16 protein-coding genes are annotated in these 18,591 nt (G+C 39.9%); 7 read left to right on the top strand and 9 right to left on the bottom strand.

Features of this window, described 5'->3' with window-relative positions:
- Positions 1–72: 72 nt before the first annotated feature.
- The gene (locus tag ACQY4U_RS02080; protein WP_428327710.1) at positions 73–273 is read right to left on the bottom strand and encodes a hypothetical protein; all 201 of its coding nucleotides are present in this window, start codon (positions 271–273) and stop codon (positions 73–75) included.
- Positions 274–381: 108 nt separating this feature from the next.
- On the opposite strand from ACQY4U_RS02080, the gene ACQY4U_RS02075 reads away from it, so the two are divergent.
- From ACQY4U_RS02075 to ACQY4U_RS02060, 4 genes are all read left to right on the top strand, one after another.
- Complete coding sequence (locus ACQY4U_RS02075; protein ID WP_428327709.1) at positions 382–1,854, top strand: sensor histidine kinase; 1,473 nt, start codon at positions 382–384, stop codon at positions 1,852–1,854.
- Positions 1,851–2,540 carry a response regulator transcription factor gene (locus ACQY4U_RS02070; RefSeq protein WP_428327708.1) on the top strand — a complete coding sequence of 230 codons (690 nt, stop codon included), beginning with the start codon at positions 1,851–1,853 and terminating at the stop codon, positions 2,538–2,540. Before ACQY4U_RS02075 ends, ACQY4U_RS02070 begins: the two co-directional genes overlap by 4 nt.
- A 329-nt stretch (positions 2,541–2,869) precedes the next feature.
- Complete coding sequence (locus tag ACQY4U_RS02065; protein ID WP_428327706.1) at positions 2,870–3,667, top strand: SDR family oxidoreductase; 798 nt, start codon at positions 2,870–2,872, stop codon at positions 3,665–3,667.
- Positions 3,668–3,731: 64 nt separating this feature from the next.
- Positions 3,732–4,652, top strand: coding sequence for a helix-turn-helix domain-containing protein (locus ACQY4U_RS02060; RefSeq protein WP_428327705.1), 921 nt, complete (start codon positions 3,732–3,734; stop codon positions 4,650–4,652).
- A gap of 116 nt (positions 4,653–4,768) precedes the next feature.
- On the opposite strand, the gene ACQY4U_RS02055 is transcribed toward ACQY4U_RS02060, so the two are convergent.
- From ACQY4U_RS02055 to ACQY4U_RS02025, 7 genes are all read right to left on the bottom strand, one after another.
- Positions 4,769–5,317 (bottom strand): TlpA family protein disulfide reductase, encoded by a 549-nt coding sequence (locus tag ACQY4U_RS02055; RefSeq protein WP_428327704.1) that lies wholly within the window; start codon positions 5,315–5,317, stop codon positions 4,769–4,771.
- A gap of 50 nt (positions 5,318–5,367) precedes the next feature.
- On the bottom strand, positions 5,368–5,778 hold the full coding sequence (locus ACQY4U_RS02050) for a hypothetical protein (RefSeq protein WP_428327703.1): 411 nt from the start codon (positions 5,776–5,778) through the stop codon (positions 5,368–5,370).
- Between the two features lie 150 nt (positions 5,779–5,928).
- Entirely contained in the window at positions 5,929–6,696 is a 768-nt protein-coding gene (locus ACQY4U_RS02045) for a LytR/AlgR family response regulator transcription factor (RefSeq protein WP_428327702.1), read from the bottom strand.
- Complete coding sequence (locus ACQY4U_RS02040; RefSeq protein WP_428327701.1) at positions 6,677–7,726, bottom strand: sensor histidine kinase; 1,050 nt, start codon at positions 7,724–7,726, stop codon at positions 6,677–6,679. Before ACQY4U_RS02040 ends, ACQY4U_RS02045 begins: the two co-directional genes overlap by 20 nt.
- Positions 7,727–7,873: 147 nt before the next feature.
- Positions 7,874–9,583, bottom strand: coding sequence for a serine hydrolase domain-containing protein (locus ACQY4U_RS02035; RefSeq protein ID WP_428327700.1), 1,710 nt, complete (start codon positions 9,581–9,583; stop codon positions 7,874–7,876).
- A 9-nt stretch (positions 9,584–9,592) separates the two neighbouring features.
- On the bottom strand, positions 9,593–12,769 hold the full coding sequence (locus tag ACQY4U_RS02030; protein WP_428327699.1) for a S41 family peptidase: 3,177 nt from the start codon (positions 12,767–12,769) through the stop codon (positions 9,593–9,595).
- A 214-nt stretch (positions 12,770–12,983) separates the two neighbouring features.
- Entirely contained in the window at positions 12,984–14,057 is a 1,074-nt protein-coding gene (locus ACQY4U_RS02025; RefSeq protein WP_428327698.1) for a hypothetical protein, read from the bottom strand.
- Positions 14,058–14,231: 174 nt separating this feature from the next.
- Here ACQY4U_RS02025 and ACQY4U_RS02020 point away from each other — a divergent pair, with 174 nt between their 5' ends.
- The 3 genes from ACQY4U_RS02020 (at position 14,232) to ACQY4U_RS02010 (ending at position 17,661) form a co-directional block, all read left to right on the top strand.
- Complete coding sequence (locus ACQY4U_RS02020; RefSeq protein ID WP_428327697.1) at positions 14,232–15,527, top strand: hypothetical protein; 1,296 nt, start codon at positions 14,232–14,234, stop codon at positions 15,525–15,527.
- 63 nt (positions 15,528–15,590) lie between these two features.
- Positions 15,591–16,463: a helix-turn-helix domain-containing protein gene (locus tag ACQY4U_RS02015; RefSeq protein WP_428327696.1), complete on the top strand. Its 873-nt coding sequence runs from the start codon at positions 15,591–15,593 to the stop codon at positions 16,461–16,463.
- A gap of 79 nt (positions 16,464–16,542) precedes the next feature.
- The gene (locus ACQY4U_RS02010; RefSeq protein WP_428327695.1) at positions 16,543–17,661 is read left to right on the top strand and encodes an FAD-dependent monooxygenase; all 1,119 of its coding nucleotides are present in this window, start codon (positions 16,543–16,545) and stop codon (positions 17,659–17,661) included.
- Positions 17,662–17,783: 122 nt separating this feature from the next.
- Here the strand turns inward: ACQY4U_RS02010 and ACQY4U_RS02005 are convergent, their stop codons facing one another.
- A complete protein-coding gene (locus tag ACQY4U_RS02005; protein ID WP_428327694.1) occupies positions 17,784–18,374 on the bottom strand; it encodes a Crp/Fnr family transcriptional regulator in 591 nt (196 codons plus the stop codon).
- Positions 18,375–18,591 lie beyond the last annotated feature (217 nt).

The raw sequence follows: 18,591 nt of genomic DNA, 5'->3' as shown, positions 1-18,591 counted from the left end.
AGCGTATCTTTCGGCAGCGTTATAGACTTTATAATGGTCTTATATCCGATAAGTGTGGCAGTGAGGGTAAAACTACCCGCGACTCTTTGTATTCAAAGTAAAACGCCCTGAATCGGCAAGCGCATAAGTCGCCGCATTATTTTGCTGGCTTAACGCTATGGTTACCGCATCAAGCGGATGGCCTGACCGGTCAGTGACCATTCCCTTAATCCGTGTTTGAGCGATTAACAAAAATGGCAGATTTAAAATGAACATTATCAGTAACTTTTTCATACAGCAAACCTACCACGGGTTAAGATTAAGGCAGGTTAAGTAAGATTAAATAAGGTTAAATCTTAAGTATGCTGAAACTCAGTCACTTTTATTGACCACTTTTGTTCTGTGAAAATTATTGCAAACAGGTATTTAATTCCAATTATGTCTGGCATTATCCTGCTGGCCGTCTGTCTGCAGCTGATTTGGCTTAACCAGCTCTTCAAAAAACAATATCAGCTTGTTGAAGAGGAACTGGAACAGGTGGTGAACAAAGCTTCAAGAGAGGCGATGTACAAGAACCTGTTGGGAGATAAAAGTGGAAACGGCGACTATCGGCAATTTTTTTTGTCCCCCAGATGGATCAATTTGAAAACTGCGTTTGACGCGATCACTGACAGCGAGGTTAACCGTTACTTAAACAGCTCCTTTGCTTCTTCCGCGTTCAGGGACAGTGTTGTGGTTAATATTCACTTACAGGTTTACAGCGGAAAGACTGTGGTGAATCATGTCGCAATGGCTCCTAGTTCTCCAAAGCAAGTAAGCCCCGGAATGTTAGCGATTGACCAGCGTTCTGTGTTAAAGATGGACAGCACCGTAAAAGTGTTGCTGAAACAGGCTGATTTAAATGTGGACGCCTATTACGGAGCCTTCCGATACCGGAACAATGACGAACAAATAACATATAGTATCAACAATCCGGTAACCCATCCTGCTTTCCGTTCCCGTAAATATAGTTATGACCTCAGATCCAAAAATAAATACGAACTGATCGTGCCAGGTTTGGACAGTCTGGTTTTATGGCGGATGCGTATTTACATCTGTTCAGCATTTGTCCTTATCCTGCTGATTGGTTTCGCCTGTTATTATATCTTGAAATCCATCGCCAACAAACAGTTGTATGCAGAAGCTAAAGCGGCATTTACCAATAACATGTCCCATGAACTTAAAACGCCGCTTGCCATTATCGAAGTTGCTCTGGATTCTATCACCCGCTATAATTTATTGGCTAAACCCGAAAAACTTAACACTTATTTAGAGATCAGTAAAACAGAACTGCAAAGATTAAAACAGATGATTGATAAGGCACTCCGGCTGGATGATTTAGATAAAGTAAATATTAAACTGCACCAGGAACTTTACGACGTTCAGCAATGCCTTAAGCTTGTTGTAGCTTCGATGAGCGTTCAGGTCATTAATAAGAATGCGAAAATTATATACGAGCCTTTGGAAGAACCCTGTTTTGTTAGCGGAGATCCTGTTCACTTGACCAATGTCTTTTACAACCTGATTGAGAACGCGCTGAAGTATGGCCAGGCGGGTGTACATGTTGTGGTTGTCTGTACCTCTGATGCAGATACAGTGAAGATCAGTATCAAAGATAACGGGCCGGGTATTGAAGCGATCTACCATGATAAAATATTTGAACGTTTTTTTAGGGTTTCCAGCGCTTACGATGTGCCGCATGTTGAAGGTTCCGGGCTCGGCCTGAATTATGTAAAGCAGATCATTGAAATGCACGGAGGTAGTGTTAATGTTCAGAGTGAGAAGGGAAAGGGAAGTAAATTTATGGTGTATTTACCAGTATTTAAGCAGCTATGAAAGTGTTATATGCGGAAGATGAGCCGGTTTTATCCGGCATCATTACAGATGGCCTGGTGGAAAGCGGTTATGAAGTTTTGCAGGCGCGTAACGGGCAGGAGGCTTTTGACCTGTTTAAAAGCGCGCAGCCGGATATTTGTATACTCGATATTATGATGCCTTTAAAAGACGGCTATAAGCTTGCTGATGACATAAGGGGGCTGGGATCTAAAACACCTATTATTTTTTTAAGTGCAAAATCACTTCCTGAAGATGTTATTAACGGCTTTAAGAGCGGTGGAAATGATTATCTTAAAAAGCCATTTAATATGGGGGAATTATTGGTAAGGATCGAATCCTTGCTGAAGCGGTTCGGGTCGGATGCGTCTACTGATAAGAGAGTTACCGTTTATCATTTTGGGAATTGCGAGCTGGATACTGTTAACCAGAAATTGTTAACCAGTTCAGGTGAATACAGGCTTTCTTTCAAAGAAGTTGCGCTGCTCGAAATGTTATTGCTTCATAAAAACAACATTTTAAAACGGCAGGATTCGCTGCTGGAGATATGGGGGGATGACAACTACTATAATTCCAAAAGTATGAATGTATTTATGGCCCATCTGCGCAGAATGCTTAAAGATGAGCCAGGTGTGGAAATTGTCAGTTTACGCGGCATGGGTTATAAATTAATATCTAATGATTATTAATATCAATATTGCCAGCCCCAGCATTAATTAATTCAAAAAGCAGAAGCTCTGTCACCGGGGTGTTTTCCTGCTTAATTAACAACTTTCCATAAAATTGCTTGAGAAATTCCCATTAGGTCGCAGGGAAACGCGCCCAACCTGTGATTCGGAGCAGTGGGTGAATTGCACTTTATATATATAACTAACGTTTAGTTATGAGTGAACCAAGAAGAGTAAGCGACAAAAATTTGTATATAACAATATAAAGCTTACCAATTTGGCTACAAAATTTACCAAATCAGTTACGTCCAGCAAGTTGTGATTAGGGACTTTTGTATTAAAATAAATATATGAAAAAGACAATTTTTATTACGGGTGCCTCTACCGGGATTGGAAAAGCCACCGCAAAACACTTTGCTGGCAAGGGATGGCATGTGATCGCAACGATGCGCAAACCCGAAAATGAGCAGGAATTAAATTTATTGGAGAATATAACCTTACTACCGCTGGATGTAACGAACCTTCAGCAAATTAAGGACACTGTAAAGGAAACTTTATCACTCGGACCTGTAGATATAGTATTTAACAATGCCGGCTACACCTTACTGGGAGCCTTGGAGGCTATTACCGATCAACAGCTGGTTCAGCAAATGGAAACTAATTTCTTTGGCGTTGTCCGGGTTACACAAGCCTTTATCCCATATTTTCGTGAAAGAAAGGCCGGTCTTTTTATCACGACAACCTCCAGTGCAGGCCTTGCAGGTTTCCCAGTAAGTTCAATTTATGATGCCAGTAAGTGGGCTTTGGAAGGTTGGAGCGAAAGTCTATCCTATGAACTGAACGAATTTGGTATTGGTATCAAAAATATAGAGCCCGGTCTTGTTGCCACCGATAATGGAGCAAGTTCAGTCATCGCTTCTCACCCTGCCTATGAAACCTTGCTAAATAAATTTTTAGCCGTGATCGGCTCAGGCACTAACGTTACAACTGCAGAACAGATTGCAGAAGTAGTCTACGAGGCCGCAACAGACGGCAAAAATACGTTGCGTTATGTATGCGGTGAAGACGCGAAAAACTTATACGCGCACAGACTTGCGATTGGCGATGAGGCTTTTAGAGACTTTGTCCGTGGAATGGTTCAAGGTTAATCAGTATTTAACAACACATTGCCGGTAAATACTTTTTAATTTACCGGCAATTAAAGGACAAAAAATGAAATCAGCGCAAAAAAACAAACCGCGTATCTTCAATTCTATAACGGAGATCCAACGTGCTTTTGGCTTGCCGAAGCCGCTCCATCCTTTGATCAGTCTATTAGATTACAGTAAAGTGCAAATTACCGGGGACATGCTCAGCCCATCCTTTATGATGAATTTTTACAACATCACTTACAATGAATCTGCAGGCTGCAAAACTAAATATGGTCAAACCACTTACGATTTTGATGAAGGAGGAATGATATTTACTTCTCCGGGACAGCCGCTAACGATCATGCACACGCCATTTTCGGACGCCGGTTTTACGTTGTTGATACATCCCGATTTTCTGCGAAATTACCTATTGGATGCCAAAATCAAAAGTTACAATTTTTTCTCTTATTCCGTTAACGAATCACTTCATCTATCCGGTAAAGAGCGGTCCATTATAAGTGCAATTGCGAAAAACATAGAAGAAGAACTGGAGACGGCCATAGACGACATCAGTCAGGATGTTCTCCTATCGCAAATCGAATTGCTGCTTAACTATAGCCAACGCTTCTACAAGCGACAGTTCATTACCCGAAAGCCGATTAATAACCTGGTACTTGAGAAATTAGAACGACTATTAGATAACTACTTTAATGATAAAATCGCCTTACTAAAAGGATTACCATCGGTTCAACTGCTGGCGGAACAGTTGGGCGTATCACCAAGATATCTGGGCGATTTATTAAGATCTTTAACCGGGCATAACACACAACAGCATATACACCTGAAGCTTATTGAAAAGGCAAAAGAAATATTGGTTGGAAGCGATCTTTCAGTGAGTGAAATTGCTTACCGGTTGGGCTTTGAACATCCTCAGTCTTTTAGCAAATTTTTCAAATCAAAAACCGATCTTTCTCCCCTGGCGTTTAGAGCAACCTTTAATTAAAAAAATGCACAATTCATGCTCAATGCGCTGTATTTCGATTTTATTTAACGGGTTTCCTTAACAACTCCTTCCCCATAAGTAATTCCGATTGGCATCATCGCGTTGCTACGTTATCATTATAAGGATTTGGACAGGAGACTCTTAATCTTCAAGGTCATCTCTTCAAATTCTTTCTGATCAAAGAGCCTTGTCAGAAAGACTATCCTGCCATTTTGATCTATGACAATGTCCCTCGCGATTCCAGCTTGTTTATAAGCAAACTTGCCGAATATTTCTGCTCCGGGATCAAGCGCCATCGGATAAGTAATTTGAATATCTTTTTTAAATTTAATGGCCTTAGCGAGTGGCTCATCCCGGTCTAAGGCTATCAGCATAAAGTTTTTGTCTTTTAATGGCAACCACAGCTCATGCTCCAAGTGCGGAAATTTCAGACGGCAAACGGTGCAGTAACTGGCCGTCAGTTGCAGTACAACAACTTTTCCGCGAAGTGCCTTAAGTGATGTGGTTGTCCCATCCGTTAATTTGAGAATGAAATTGTCCGGGGCCTCCTGGCCGACTTTAACAATATAACCGCGATCCGGCCCTTCAGCGGGTGGAGGCCCTGATTGCGCAAAGCAGGAATGGCAAGCGACAGAAAGGCTCAGGGTCAATATCTTTTTAAGCATAACCTATTAAATTTGTTGATAAACGATATAAATAACTGGCAATTAGTTTATTATTTGATTTTTTCAAGATCAAAAGTCTCTTTGATGTCGTGGTCTAATACGGTGAAGACCAGTTTTTTTGCACTGAGAGAAACTATGTTGGCGTCGAGGCCCTCATTCTTCATCAGGATGATCTTGAAAGATTTTTCATCTTTGGCTAATTCCCAGCTGGCAGATTTCTGCATAACGGTCAGGTCACCGTTCTTCTCAAAAATAAAAGGTGAAGATTCGAACATTTTTTGCATTGACATAAAGGATTGTTCCGCTTTCATCTTTTCCATGGCTGTCAAAGTTGCCGGGTATTCCGCGTGTATATCGCTTACCTTCCAGCTACCGATCAGCAGGGGACTTTTCTGATCAATTTGGGTACGGGCAATCAGCAGGGTGATCATTACTGCCAGCGTTTTTAGGGTTGTGGTCATGTCTTTCGTTGATTATTTCCTGCAATAGTAATAGGCAAACCCTCGTAAGGAAATCATAATGTATCCCAAGGGCGGGAATTTAGGTACGAGTGGTTAATTAGACTGACTGAAATGAAAGTGAATTTAAGAATGGGAGACAAAAGACGGCCACTACCGGTTCAACCATTCTTTTAACAAATTAGCACGGTAGCGGCTGACCATGATGCCATCTTCAGGCAACGCGTGAAGGTATACTTTAAGTTTGCCGTTAAAAAAATTATGCACCGTTTTAACCGATTCAAAGGAAACGATATACTGGCGGCTGATGCGAAAAAAAAGGCCGGGATCGAGGGTGGCCTCCAGTTCGTCCATGGTTTGATCCAACATATAACGCGTCCCGTTTGCCAGGTGCAGAAAGGACAATTTGTTTTCGAAGCTGAAATAGCTGATATCATTTGTACTTACCGGAATAAATTTATCGCCAGACCTGACCAAAAAACGCGCTTTGAATTTCCGAGGTGGTTCGGAAGTTGTAGAACCGGTATTCAATGATTTCAAGAGCGCCATAATATTCAAAGGTACAGGCGCATATGCATGAAACTTGGCAAGTGCCTTTTCGAGCGCTGCTACCTCCACCGGTTTGAGTAAATAATCTATGGTGTTGACCTGGAAAGCCCTGATGGCATGTTCGTCATAGGCGGTGACAAAGATCACCGGTGTGGTTATTTTTACCTGGTCGAATATTTCAAAAGATTCGCCGTCGGCCAGCCGGATATCCATAAATACCAGGTCGGGCTGGATTCCGCCTGAAAATCGCCGTACTGCATCATCTACACTTTCTATGACATCGATAACTTCTAACGTTGGATCAAGTTGCGTGAGCATACCGGCGAGCCGCTCTGCTGCGAGTTCCTCATCCTCAATAATAATTACTTTCATAAATATCTTCTTTAAGGATCAGCGGTAATGACACGCGGAAATGGGTGCCTGTATTTAGAACGATCACCTGTTTCCCGGTTAACAAATTGTAGCGGTTAATGATATTTTCAAGACCTATACCGGTAGAGACAACGGGCGCTTTCCTAACCTGGAGATTGTTTTCTATCACAATATGATCGTCTTCGATAAAAAGCCGGATGGTCAGCGGATTATTCCGCGAAATAGTATTATGTTTAACTGCATTTTCAACCAGCATTTGCAGCGCAAACGGCACGACCAACTGTTGCTTGATATCATCAGGGAAAACCATATTCACCGCCATTTTAGTCCCAAAGCGCCTTTCATAAATAAAGATGTAATCAGCCAGGAAAATTAATTCCTCTGACAGGCTGATCGTTTGTCTTCCGGTATTATCCAATAATCGCCGATAGACATTAGACAGCTTTTGCGTATAAGAAACTGCCATCATTTCATCTTTGGGTATCAGTGCAATCAAAGCATTCAGGCTGTTAAATAAAAAATGCGGGCTTATTTGATTTTTCAGGATCTCAAACTGAGCGACCAGGGCCTCTTTCTTAAGCTGTTCATTCTCAATAATATTTTGCTCATATAAACGAAAAAAAAGGTAAATGTTATAAATAAGGATAAGCGGCGCGATAAATAAAAGGCTATTTTCCACCAGGTGATTAAAATTCTGGAGGTTGTTGCCAACCTTAAAAAAATAAGGCAAGCCGTAATTTAAGGTATCCAAAGCGGCGCCAATGATCAAAATCGAAGCGATGACCCATAGTAGCCGGAAGAATAAGCGCTTTCTGACCTGGAAAGCCAATGGCCATTTTTTGCTAATCGATCTAAAGGCTAAACGGTATAAACTCCAATACATCAAAATAAAAAGCAGGTCTCCGGCCATCCATTGGACGACCCTTCCGGAATCTGTTAACCCATGGCCCTTCAGACTATACCAGGAGACTACCATCATCGCTATAGCGAAAATCGCTACCCCTGCCCACTTGTTTAGCTTACTGAACATGCCACATTTTAATATCTGTTAATTCTAAGCCGAAATTATCTGAATTTATTGTCAATCTTAACTTATGCTGTAAAACTATTATCATAGAATTTAAATGAAATCAATAACACTATCGGCTTAAATAGCAGGTAAGCAAATCAGTGATAGTTATTTTTTATAATAGCTGCGGTTTCCAAGATACAGGATGCTGTTCCTTTTAAAGATTGACTCTCCGTCTGCTGTAAAAAGTAAACCCGGCTTATATTCGCTCACCCTTGTTGGGCCGCCCGCTGAACAATACAGGTAACCGTTCTTCATAAATAGCTTGATAATTTCTTCCTGCCTGTCATTATATCCTTTATAAGTGCCTGTCAGGGCCCTCCAGGATGCCTTATTGGCCCCGGGTTTATCGTTTGCCGCGTCATTAAAGATGTAAAAATCAGCATCGTTTTGATTCACATTTATGTAATAGGCAGGCGTGCCATTTTTGTTGAAATGAAAGATGAGTTCATTGCCCTTAGCATCTGAAAATTTTATGTTGCTGTTTGCAGTTAAAAAAGATGTGTCGGAACCGGAAATTAATAATAGTTTTTTAGCTGAATACCTAATTTCTGCCAGGCTTCTTCCCGTTTTATAAGTTCCTGTTAATTTCTTTAGGTACCTATCGCTTAATTGAATAACAGGTTTGTGAACGTGTTGTTTGTCAGCTTTTAGCGATCCGAATTTGACGCTTAGCATCCCTTCCAATGCCTCATTGAAGATTTCCTGATTAAATGCGTACCCGTCAGCACTGTTTGTTAAAATTACAACGCCTAATTTAGCTCCCGGAATCCATGCTTGCTCTGCACTGTATCCGTATCCACCTCCCGGATGATATAATAAAGTGGCCCCATGATAAGGTTTTATCATAATACCTAAGCCATATCCCGCCTTTTGTTCACCAAGTTTAAACTGCACCGTATGCATTTGAGTGAGTAATGCAGGTGATATGGTTAGCTTCCCGTTAATCTTACAATCATTAAATTGGTATCGAAGAAATTTAGCCATATCTGCGGCATTGGAGTAAAGTCCGCCGGCTGCCACATCGGCTATGTACGTCTTTTTTAATTCATTGTTCCTGTAATAACCTTTGGCTATATTACCATAGTCATAGGCCTCATCCTGGTTATAGGTGCTATTATTCATCCCAAGCGGGGTTAATAAATTTTGCTTCAGGTAATCGCCGATAGAAATCCCTGCCTTTTTTGATAGCACAAATCCAATTAAATCTAGTCCTTCATTTGAGTAACTGTAAAATTTCCCCACCGGAAGCCTCAGCCAACCATCACTTATACTTTTGATATGTTCTTTATAGGTGCAGTGTACAGTATCATAATTGCTTCCAACAGGCGCTTCCTGACAAAATCCGGCCCGGTGGCTTAATAATTGCCGAAGCGTTATTTTTTGGGCTTCATTGGTCCCAAACCTCGACTTTATAGAAAATGACGGATAGTATCTAGTAAGCGGATCGTCAAGCTTATAATTCCCTTTAGATGCCTCCATCAGGAATGCAGTAGTTAAATAAGTCTTTGAAATAGATTGTATGCTGAATAAGGTTTTTTCATTTACTGTAGATTGTTGAGTTTTATCGGTAAAACCAAAACCTTTTTGCAAAATTACCGATTTGTCATCAACCAGGGATATGGAAACACCTTTAATGTTGTATTGAGCCATTCTTTTCTTTATAAGGCTATCCAACTGCCTGATCAGCGGTGAATAGTCTTTTATTTTTAAGCTTTTTTGAATTGGCTTTTGATCCTGTGCTGATAGATCCGCATAGACAAAAAAGAGTAAAAGCAGCGAAAGAGGAACCATTAATTTATGCTGCATTATTTCCATGATGGGTAGTTATTTAATTGTTTTTAAAAGCTCCTTAACCGAAGCTTCTATTTGCTGATCCCTGCCATTGAGTATGGTTGAATAATCATCGTTTATTAATATGTCAGGCATCAACTGGTGATTTTCCGAAGGATGAACATCGCCGGGACGATAAGTGCCACCCTGTGGAACTCCTATAGCAAAACCAGGAATCAATTGCCTTTCAGCTACTGCGGCAGTTCCTGTTCCGGGTACGGGCATACCGATAACTTTACCTAATCCTAAATATTTGTAAATAAAAGGCACCCTGAAAGCATCGGAATAGTTGGACTCATTCATTATGATGCAACTGGGTTTGGTCCATTTCGTGTCTGGCTCACCGCCTTCAGTCACTTGTCCCTGCCTTCTTTCAGTCAAATAAATTTTACCACTCAAAAAGGATGTCAGTAAGTCCAATAAATCGCCGCCGTTATTAAACCTGGTATCAACGATCAAAGCTTTTTTATCGGCATAGCCCCCTAACACTTTATCATAAAAGGAGCGGAAATTATCATCATCCATCTGGCTAATGTAAACATACCCAATTTTACCGCCGGAAAGACTATCCGTTAAGTGTTCCATTTGTTTCACCCAGCGTGCTTGCATTAAGTTATAGGTCTCGTCTCGCAACTCAATTGCGCGAATTTTTTCTTTGTATTGTTTCCCGGTCTTCAACTCATGAAAACTGACCCTAACGGTAGAATCTGTTTTGTTATTTAGATATTTAGTCCAGTCGTCGTCAATAGTTATTTTTCGACCGTCAATTTGATCGATAATCATGCCCGTGCGCATTTTGGTGCTTTCATTATCAAATGGACCTCCGGCGATCACTTCCTTTACCAAAAGGCCGTCGTCTGTTCGCGTCAGGTCATATAGTAAACCCAAAGAGGCCGTGTATTGCGCATGGGGAATAGAGACGGATAATTGAGGAACCAGGTGTGAAGTATTCAATTCGCCGAGCAACTCGGATACAAGGATTTTAAAATCGTAACTATTATTGACGTATGGAAGAAACTGCCTATAATTGGTGTAATAATACTCAAAGTCAACACCGTTTAACTTCGGGTCCATAAATCGCTTCTTTATCAATAGATATATATGGTCATAAACTCCATTACGCTCCTGGGTAATATTAATTTCCGATTTCATATTTATCGTCACAGCGACTTCTTTCCCCGAAATAGCGTCAATCGTTTTAAACTGGCTGTCGTCACCAATTAATACTATGGTATTTCCATTATTGGTTAGTTTCATCTTCGGATTTTGTGCATTAAGTTTTGAAAAAAGATGAATTTCTTTGGACTTTATATCCAGTGTATAGAGGTCGAAATTGTTTTCATAGCTGGCGAGCAGATAAATCAGTTTGCCGTCCCTGGATACTGCAAAGTCGTTAATTTTCGCCGGAGAGGATGTAAGCTGCTTCGTATGATAGGTGGTGTCTGAAAATAAAGTCGATATTTTTTCGATCTTACTTAAAGACTTATCTTCCGCTTTATCGAGCCGGTCATCATCCCACGCCCGTTTATCAAAAAAGGTTTCTAATATATCAAACTGACTCTGATCGCGGGTGAAGTTGGTTAGTCCGTTTTTTGCAGAAAGTGTATACATGGTACTGCCTGAAGGTCCCCAATGCGGCAGTTTATCTTCAAATGCGCTTTTTGTTACGTTTATTCGCCTACCAGACCCATCATCACTGACCAGGATAATATTTTGATGTCCATGTTGCACTAAAATAGATTTGCTGTCTGGTGACCAGGTGAATGATTGGTCGCCATCTCTCATGGAAAAATTGATGCCATAGGGAAGCAGCGTATGTATTGCTTTGGTTGTTACATCGTAACTCTTCAGAATTTCCCTATTCTCCAGGTAAGCGATTTTTGTTCCGTCGGGTGAGTAAACCCCTTGAAATTCATCTTGCGGCCCGGCGATAATACTGGTTGTATTTAGGGCTTTTGCAGTGTAAAAGTATTTTTCAGCTGGGTCTGCAATGGTTACCTGATTAATATCCCAGGAGCCTGCATGTTCAACGGAATAAAGTAACTTTTTACCATCAGGGCTGAAATTCACCATACTTTCGACATAAGGGGTATTGGTGATTCTCCGGGTAATACTGCTACTATCTGTAGAGGTTACATATACGTCTCCGCGCATTACGAAGGCGATTTGTTTTCCATCCTTAGAAACATCGAAATCACCGGATGAGCCTTTTACCGGGATTGAAATAATGCTGTCTTTGGCGGCCTCACTAAACTTGACAATAATTTTATGCGGAATGCGTCCCTCTGAAAAGGTATACAAATCGCCGTTATAAGTAAAGACAAAACTGCCGTTTGCTGACCTGGAAAGATTACGAACCGGATTTTTTTCAAAAAACGTGAGTTGTTTAATTTTGCCTGTATCCGCAGTTGAAGATTTAAAAAGATTTTGGTTGCCGTTTCGCTCGCTTAAATAGTAAAAATCATCACCGTCGCCCCACAATGGTTCCCGGTCCTCACCAGGAAAAGGCGACAATTTAGAATAGACGTTCGTCTTAGTATTGAAACTCCAGATATCTCTGGTAACCGAAGATGTCGCGTGTTTTCTATAGCTGTCTTCAACACTACCTTTGTTATCCTGGAAAATAATTAAGTCTCCCTGATGGTTAAAATGAGCGAATTCCATTCCGGCGCTATTGACCATCAAACTGGCTCCTCCTGATGCAGGAACTTTGAAAAGTTTTAGAAAAAATCTATCCTGCGGAGAGCGGACCGATGAATAAACATCATGACGGGTAGTTCCAAAATAGACGGAAACATCATCATTTGAAAATTCATAAGGGATGTCTTTAGTGGAGTTAAATGTTAATCGTTTTGGTTCGGTACCTGAAGAGGACATGATGTAAACATCGAAATTCCCATTTCGATCTGAAGCAAAAGAAATCTTGGAACCATCATGACTCCATATCGGGTAACCATTATAAGAAATTTCTTTCGTCAATGGAATCGCTTTACCACCGTGTGAAGAAACCTTATAAACATTTCCTCTATATTCAAAAGCAATCCATTTAGCATCCGGTGATACGGCAGGCTGTTGCATCCATCGGAGGCTTTGCTGAGCATGAACTGCTGAAACTGATACACATAATAAAATAAATGCTAGCAGTTGGAAAAATTTGTAGGTTAACTTCATGTTTGTTGCTTGATACGGGCCTTAACTATTTTATGAAATCAGGCAGCCCTTGGAATGAAATAAGATCAATTAAAGGGACTTGACCTTATTTTATATAAACTTAAACAATTCAACCCGCCCTTTTTTGGTTATTTCTGAAATTGAAAACAGGAAATAATTTTGTTTTGAAAAGTAAGAGTAAAACGCTTCAGGCATCGTCTTACCGCTATATCATTTATTTCATAAATATTCCGGCACCAGTACTTTTCCCTGCTGAATTTTTGGTCGGATTAAGATTGTCCTTGGTAATTCCGTCATCTTTGACATCTGCAAGTTCTAATATCCCTGTTTTTTTGATATTGATTTCTTTTATGTGCTTTTTTGGTTCGGAAAAAAATCTATCCTGTGCCTTTGGATAATAACCCAAGTAGTTTTTATTATTGGTAATATAAGAATCACTGAATGTGTAAGCAGGTTGCCCGTTTTCTACAGGATAGACCATCACATAATAGCAATTGGTAACAATGTTATTTTTGAAGGTAAATTTTGGCTGCGTTCCGTCAAATCCATACCATATAGCAGTATTATAAGCACCGTCAATGATGGAATGCGTCAACGAAAAGCCGTTGATATTCCCGCTGAGCACAAAAGCGATCTTACTATTATGAAAGATACAATGGTCTACATGGATTCCCTGGCCGGCGACCCAAAACGCACTTTGAATTGCTGAAGAATTCGCTTCGCCGATAAAAAGGCATTGCGTAACATTCAACCCGCTTAACGTTTTATCGTGCCGGCCTATTGGATAGTAGTAATGTACGCTTGTATTTGGATTACCGACAAATTTCAGACCTCTAATATTTATATTGTTTTGGAAGACAGACATTCCCTCGCAATGAGCAAATTCGTAGTCGGCATTATTGCCTGATATACAAAGGATCACCGGCATACTGGTCGGTTGCCATGCTTTATCGTCAGGCAAAGTAACAGCCTCGATGGTATACGGCTCCTTACCGGCAGCCGATCCGGCTGTTTTTAAGATAAGTTTGTGGGTAACCGTATATAAACCGGGGTTCAGCTTTATGGTCACAGGTTCATTGCCTTTAAAACTATTTGTTTTTAACACAGTCTCGTCAAGGGATAGTAGGGGATCATTAACTGTTCCTTTGGCATTGTTTTTTCCTTTTAAAGCATCTATGTAAAGGGTTTGACCCATTGTTGCAGAGCTTTTAAAAGCGAATACAATCAATAGCATTAATATCATCATATAACGGACTTCTACCGTGCGCAGCATTGAATTATTTTTCATGCTGCAAAGTTCGAGTTTCCTTTTTTCTGCGGCAATTCAAGCAGTGTTCAACTTCGGTTCAAGTTCCATCGCATTATTTGCCAGTTACTTATAATATTGCCGGGACGGTGTAGTTTCGCTAATTTTGAATTATACCAGATTGGTAACATCAGCGAATTAATATAACAGATTAGCATGGGCAAAGAAGAGCCATACATTCGCTTATGGCGGGAACTTTTTGAAAAATCTTTAGGCTGGGAAAGCAGTGATACCTGGAGTGAGTATGATTTTGAAAAATTGAGTGAAATTATTTTTTCCAAAACTAATACCCGCTTAAGCTTATCGACTTTAAAGAGGTTATGGGGTAAGGTGCAATATAAGAGTACACCAACAATCGCTACCCTTAATGTTTTAGCCCATGCGCTGGATTTGGAAGATTGGAGAGCCTTCAAAAAAAGGATGGACGAAAATAGTTTTGAGGGTAAACGTTCAGCGCATGAAATACGAAGTAGTTACATGATTTATAGACGCCCACTTCTTACCACGATGGTCGTAGTGTGCGCAGGGTTAATGATATTGTTCATAACAAAACTTTTTAAAACTTCGGTCAATACAAATAAATATGACGCGATGAAGGAAGTTTTTGAAAGCAGGGTCGTTTCCGATCAAATGCCCAATTCCGTTGTTTTCAATTATGACGCTTCTACTGATCCGGCAAACGAGATATATCTGCAGCAAAGCTGGGACCCGAAGCGTACTGAAAAGTTGGATAAAAATAAGAAACAACACACTTCTGTGTATTATTATCCGGGATACTTCAATGCAAAGCTGGTAGCCGATGGACAGGTAAGGAAAACGACAAGCGTGTTTATAAAAACAGCGGGCTGGATGGAAATTATTGACAAAAGTCCTACACCTATTTACGTCAATACCGATTCGACCAAATTGCCCGATGGTTTGGGGATAAAGAGCCAAACATTTATAAAACTGAAAGGATCAAGCGTTTTAAACGATTCCTGGGTGCACTTGTATAATTTCCGCTACTTTGAAGGGGTTAGCGGGCATGATCTTAATTTTGAGAGTACTTTACGAAATACATCCGCTCCTGAACAATCGTCCTGTCGGAAAGCATCGGTCGAAATTGTTGGAACGGAAAACGAGATATCCATCCCGCTTTCAGACAAAGGCTGTATTGCCACACTTAACCTGTCTTTAGGCAGAGTGACAATAGATGGTAAAGACCACGATCTTAGCGCATTTGGATGTGATTTTAATTCTTTTCAGCATCTTTCCTGTAGCATTCAAAATAGCCATATAAAAATATCGCTCAATGATAGAGTCGTTTATTCGGGATTAATTGCTCAGGATATTGGTAAAATTGTCGGAATTGGAATTGGGTTTGAAGGAGCAGGTGAAATCAAGTCTATTAAACTTGGCAACCGTCAGAAAATAATTTATCAACAGGATTTCAGAAAACAAACTATTCAGTGATTTATAATTCTTGGTTTGAGCAAGCATAAAACAATCTTTAAGTGAGAACAAATAAATTAAAATATGGCTAAGAAAAATAGGGTTATTCCGGTAAATACAATTGCCGATCATTTCGATTCGGGTATTGCGTTTGAAAGATTAAACTTTAGCAAATCAGAAGAAACGATATTAAATTCTTCAGACGAAGCAAGGATAGCGCATAGGGAAGATCGTCATTCCTTCTTTTTACTTGAAAAGGGAACAGTTGTCGTTGAAATTGATTTTCAAAAATTCGAAATTAAGCCGTTTTCAATAGTATACATGCATCCCGACCAGGTGCATCGTGTTTTAAGATTTGAAAATGTAACAGTTACCAGTTGGGCGATCAATAATGAAAGTCTGCATCCGGAATATCTGAGGTTGCTGGAAAGCTTCACGCCGGCAAAACCCTTAGTGTTGGAGCAGGAGACGTTTTCCTTAATTTCCGAAGCGGTATCTCTTTGTATCAAATTTTTAAAACGTAAAAACGATAGACTTTATCATTCATCTTTAAAAGATAGCTGCAACGCATTAATCTCACTGGTTATTTCACGATATTTGGCATTAGGTAAATCGGCGGAATCGCTATCACGATTTAAACTTGTTGCAGATGCCTTTAAATCATTATTGGAAAGTAATTATATCAGCATCAAGAGCCCAGCAGCATATGCTCAAAAACTAAACATAAGTACTCCCTATTTAAACGAATGCGTGAAAAATGCGACAGGCTACCCCGTTTCCAATCACATACAGCAACGTATTATTTTAGAAGCAAAACGTTTGCTTTATCACTCCGATAAGTCTGTAAAAGAAATTTCTTCTCAACTGGGCTACGATGATTATCCTTATTTTTCAAAACTTTTTCATAAAGCTGTCGGGATGCCGCCATTAGTTTTCCGGAATAAAAACCTCGATTAGTACAATACCTACTTTGTATTGACATTGGTTACCCAGATTATAGGTTGTTCTTTTGAACTGCAAAACAAACTCTTATAAAATGGGATCGATAAAAGAAAATAATGTGCTCGTTTCAGGTGCGAGTATGGCAGGCCTTTCAACCGCTTTGTGGATGAACAAATTAGGATACAATGTAACTGTTGTTGAAATGGCTAACGAACCCCGAACTGCCGGCGGCGCGGTTGATATAAAGGGGCCTACCGTTGATGTGGTTAAGCAAATGGGGATTTATGAGCAATTGAAATCAAACGCTTTGAGTGTGGAATTGATTGAGTTTAAAAATGCTACCGATGTAACAGAAAATTCAATTTCGGTAAAGGGCGAAAAGGATGAAAATGCAATTGATGAAATAGAAATTGAACGGGATAAATTCGTGCGTATACTATTAGACAAGTTGAATAATGAAGTTGAATTTATTTTTAATGAAAGCGTCACCGCGTTAAACGAAACAAAGGACGGCATTAAGGTTGTATTTAAAAGTAGCCCTGAGCGGACTTTTGACCTAGTGATTGGCTGTGACGGTATTCACTCCGTCGTGAGAAGAATATGGTTTGGTCACGAAAATGAATACTCACATTTTCTGGGAGCTTATTCATCTATTACCATTCTAAACAAATTGCTAATAAAACAAAACACCATGCAAATGTACAATGTGCCAAACAAGGCTATTATGCTAAACGCTTACAATAATAAGACCGATATTATTTTTTGTTTCAATTCAGAAAAAGAAATAACTTACGATTACCGTGATACAGACCAGCAAAGAAATATTATTCTGGAAAAGTTTGACGGTCAAAGCTGGAGAACCGCAGAATTACTGGAAGAACTGCAACATTCTAAAAATTTTTACTTTGATAAATTTTGCCAGATTAAAATGCCGTCATGGACAAAAGGGAGGGTGGCCTTGGTCGGGGATGCAGCCTATTGCGCTTCGCCCGCTGCGGGGATGGGTGCTTCATTGGCAGTAAGCGGGGCCGGGGCATTAGCGGATGCTTTGCAAAAATATAACGGAGACTTTGAGTTGGCTTTTCAGGCTTATAACAACAATTTACGGCCATTTATTGAGGAAGTTCAAGCCCAAGCTGAATTGAATTTAAAAGAAAATTTTATACCCAGAACTGAAGAAGCTATAACCAAAAGAAACTCTACAGGTTTTTAGCATTAATGTTATTAGTAATCGAACGATGACTTTACAATGGAATCTGCAATTGCATATTTTTATAGAAGATAATACTGTACGAGAAGACATACTATTCCTTCAGGCTTTCATATATCTTTTATTTATAAACCGGCAATTTTTCTTCGAATGCGACTTAAAGATGGTCGCTCTATGCCCAAATAGGAAGATAAATGAGTTAGCGATATCCGGTTGAAGAGTTCAGGATTGTTTTTTACAAATTCCAGGTATCGATGCTCTGCGTTATCAAACTGAAAGCTTTCAATCCGGCTTTGTTGCCGTTTTAAAACGTCTTCCGCTATCAAACGTCCATTACGTTCAAAACCAATAAATTTTTCATATCCGTTTTGAATATGGAGGTAGGACATGGTAACTACCGTCGTAGGTTCCAGGCATTGAAAATTATAGCGGCTCGGCTTTTTGACCAGTAAAGACGGATAATCAGTGGCATACTCGAATTCTTTGATAAATAATGTCGTTATGTCCTCGCCCAGATCGTTGATATAAAACGCTCTGATAAGCCCGCTCGTTACAAACCCAAGCAAATGATTTCTTTTTCCGGATTCAATAAAAAATTCACCGGATTTAAGTTTCTGTACCGCTAATCCGGTTTTAAAATAATCCCATTCATCTGCCGAAACTTTTGGATTTAGCTCATTAATTACTTTCCTGTAAATCTCAATATCCGGTTCCATGGGATGAATATAATTTTTTTGCCTGACTAAACACCCCATTATATAAAAGAAGGCGAGCGTGTCTTCTGGAATGAATGGCAGGCTATGCCGATATTGATCAATATGCGAGGGATAATTAATTCAATGCAGGCCTTATGCTTTGTAACATATGTTACGGGTGAGTACCTCTGCGGTGCACTACATTTGATTTAACAAAAAGAAACAGATCACGTACTAA

The sequence above is a fragment of the Mucilaginibacter sp. genome (genome assembly GCF_965277465.1).
Classification (GTDB): Bacteria; Bacteroidota; Bacteroidia; order Sphingobacteriales; family Sphingobacteriaceae; genus Mucilaginibacter.
The sequence above is the reverse complement of the archived record's forward strand: the minus strand, read 5'-3'. Positions and strand labels throughout refer to the sequence as shown.

Bases quoted from the DNA above. Each gene is read 5' to 3' on its own strand.
- ACQY4U_RS02080 (WP_428327710.1), bottom strand. From the start codon at position 273: ATGAAAAAGTTACTGATAATGTTCATTTTAAATCTGCCATTTTTGTTA.
- ACQY4U_RS02070 (WP_428327708.1), top strand. From the start codon at position 1,851: ATGAAAGTGTTATATGCGGAAGATGAGCCGGTTTTATCCGGCATCATT.
- ACQY4U_RS02065 (WP_428327706.1), top strand. From the start codon at position 2,870: ATGAAAAAGACAATTTTTATTACGGGTGCCTCTACCGGGATTGGAAAA.
- ACQY4U_RS02060 (WP_428327705.1), top strand. From the start codon at position 3,732: ATGAAATCAGCGCAAAAAAACAAACCGCGTATCTTCAATTCTATAACG.
- ACQY4U_RS02055 (WP_428327704.1), bottom strand. From the start codon at position 5,317: ATGCTTAAAAAGATATTGACCCTGAGCCTTTCTGTCGCTTGCCATTCC.
- ACQY4U_RS02050 (WP_428327703.1), bottom strand. From the start codon at position 5,778: ATGACCACAACCCTAAAAACGCTGGCAGTAATGATCACCCTGCTGATT.
- ACQY4U_RS02045 (WP_428327702.1), bottom strand. From the start codon at position 6,696: ATGAAAGTAATTATTATTGAGGATGAGGAACTCGCAGCAGAGCGGCTC.
- ACQY4U_RS02040 (WP_428327701.1), bottom strand. From the start codon at position 7,726: ATGTTCAGTAAGCTAAACAAGTGGGCAGGGGTAGCGATTTTCGCTATA.
- ACQY4U_RS02035 (WP_428327700.1), bottom strand. From the start codon at position 9,583: ATGGAAATAATGCAGCATAAATTAATGGTTCCTCTTTCGCTGCTTTTA.
- ACQY4U_RS02030 (WP_428327699.1), bottom strand. From the start codon at position 12,769: ATGAAGTTAACCTACAAATTTTTCCAACTGCTAGCATTTATTTTATTA.
- ACQY4U_RS02025 (WP_428327698.1), bottom strand. From the start codon at position 14,057: ATGAAAAATAATTCAATGCTGCGCACGGTAGAAGTCCGTTATATGATG.
- ACQY4U_RS02020 (WP_428327697.1), top strand. From the start codon at position 14,232: ATGGGCAAAGAAGAGCCATACATTCGCTTATGGCGGGAACTTTTTGAA.
- ACQY4U_RS02015 (WP_428327696.1), top strand. From the start codon at position 15,591: ATGGCTAAGAAAAATAGGGTTATTCCGGTAAATACAATTGCCGATCAT.
- ACQY4U_RS02010 (WP_428327695.1), top strand. From the start codon at position 16,543: ATGGGATCGATAAAAGAAAATAATGTGCTCGTTTCAGGTGCGAGTATG.
- ACQY4U_RS02005 (WP_428327694.1), bottom strand. From the start codon at position 18,374: ATGGAACCGGATATTGAGATTTACAGGAAAGTAATTAATGAGCTAAAT.